This window comes from Sulfurovum sp. bin170 (assembly GCF_010892395.1).
Classification (GTDB): Bacteria; Campylobacterota; Campylobacteria; order Campylobacterales; family Sulfurovaceae; genus UBA1140.
In genome coordinates this window covers 1-2298 of record NZ_JAACKB010000409.1, presented here as the reverse complement: position 1 = coordinate 2298, position 2298 = coordinate 1, and the positions used below count along the sequence as shown (strand labels likewise).

1 protein-coding gene is annotated in these 2298 nt (G+C 34.1%); it reads right to left on the bottom strand.

Translation table 11 applies throughout. The features are described 5' to 3' along the window. On the bottom strand, positions 1–2298 hold a 2298-nt coding region (locus tag GSY74_RS09680), incomplete at both ends, for a beta-ketoacyl synthase N-terminal-like domain-containing protein (RefSeq protein WP_164664898.1).

The window sequence follows — 2298 nt, the reverse complement described above, 5'->3', positions numbered from 1 at the left end:
TAAATTTGCTAAATCTTCTAGTTTATCTTCTTCTTTGCTAGATATGACAAGTACTTTATACTCTTTTTCTCTTCTTGTCTTCTCTTCTTTGATATACTCTTCTAATACAATATGAGCATTTGTACCACTAAATCCAAATGAACTAACTCCTGCTACTTTTGGCTTATTTGTATGCCAATCTAGGTTTTTTGTAATAGGTTTTAGATTGATTTTATCCCAATCTATATAGGGGTTTTTACTCTGAAAGTGTAGATTAGAAGGAAGCTTTTTATACTTCATTGCCATAAGTGTTTTAATCACTCCTGCCACACCTGCTGATGCTTCGAGGTGTCCGATATTGGTCTTCACTGCACCCAATAATACCTCTTGATTTCCCAACACAGAAGAGAGAGCATTTATCTCTATCGGGTCGCCTAGTTTCGTACCTGTGCCATGTGTTTCTATCAAATCTACTCTATCAATATTAGCATAGGCTTTTTTAAGCAGACTCTGTTGGCTGAGTCCATTTGGAGCAGTGAGTCCATTACTTTTTCCATCGTGATTGAGTGTGCTTGATTTAATCACAGCTAATATTTCATCATTATTCTCTATCGCATCAGATAGAGGTTTCAATAGTACCAATCCACAGCCCTCACCTCTGATATATCCATCTGCACCCTCATCAAATGTTCTACATCTATTCGTAGGTGATAGGGCTTGTAACTGATTGAGTCCCTCAAATGAGAGAGCGTCCAAAATCACATTGACTCCACCTGCAATAGCCATAGAACAATCAGCATTTTTGATAGCACTTATCGCTTGATGAATAGCCACAAGCGAAGAAGAACACGCCGTATCAAGAGATAAAGCAGGAGCTTTGAAATCAAAATAATACGAGACGCGACCTGAAAGTGTACTAATGAGATTGGAAGTAAGCGTATAGGGAGATAAATCTTTAGCTAACTCTAATCTAAGGTTATCGTTAGAACTGACTCCTATATAGACACCTATATTTTTTTCTTTATTATAATCTACTCCACCTCTCTCTAGTAGAGATAATGAAGTTTGAAGTAGTATCTTTTCTTGGGGGTCTAGGGTATTTGCTTCTGCTATAGAAATATTAAAAAAGTTATTATCAAAAGAGCCTATCGTCTCATCATCTAAAAATCCACCATAGTAATCTTCTTGCCATCTTGAAGATTTTTTGATACTATCTACTCCATCAAGTAAATTATCAAAAAAAGCTTCAGGAGAAGAGGCATCAGGGAATTGACAAGCTACAGAAACTATTGCTATCTGTGTATCAGAAGAGATTTCACTATTTTCATCTATAGATTTAGTATCTGATAAGAAATTAGCAAATCCTCTAATCGTAGGATAATCAAAAATAGTCGTTATATCTATCTCAATATTGAGTCTTTTAGATACTCTATCTTTGAATGTAACTAGAGAAATAGAGCTAAATCCTTGTTCAAATAGAGCCTTGTCCATATCTACTTTAGTACCCAAAACTTCACTAGCTTCTAGTAAGAGAGTATCTAATATATCTTTTTGGGAGAGAGAGAAAGTATCTTTACTGTTTAAAATTTCTAACTCTTCTATAACATTATTAAACTCTCCACTATGATACTTTTGTAAAAATTTAAATCTCTGTAGTTTTCCACTTGTGGTTTTGTAGATATTTTTTACAGGAATAACTTGTGAGACTTCAAGCCCTATTTTATTGAGTATGACCTTTTTTATATCTTCTTGAATAGGTAAAAAGTCTTTTAATTCTTTTTTGTAGAGTAGAAAAATAATTAAACTCTCATCTTCTTGATTCTTTCCTCTCGCTCCAATAGCTACAACTCTATTGAGTTCACATATATCAAGAGTACAACATATATCTTCTATGTCGTGTGGATAAAAATTTGTACCATTAATAATAATAATATCTTTCGCTCTACCTGTAATAATAAGCCGTCCTTTACGCATAAAACCTAAATCTCCCGTATCAAACCAACCATCAGCACTTAATGCACTGTGGGTCGCTTCTATATTATTATAATATCCATCAGTAACACTCTTACCTTTTATTTCAATATGACCTATAAAATCATCATCTAAAACCTTGCCATTATCAATGATTCTAATCTTCATATTACTAAGAGGATACCCCACATCAACATAAGTCACACAACCTATATCAACTTTTATATCTTTGACTCTTGCTCCAATATTTAGATAATTTATATCCAAATGGTAGCGTCTAAATTTCTCTGATGGTCTAGGAAATGCCGCAGCCAAAGTCGCTTCTGCCAAGCCATAGACTGTGTACAT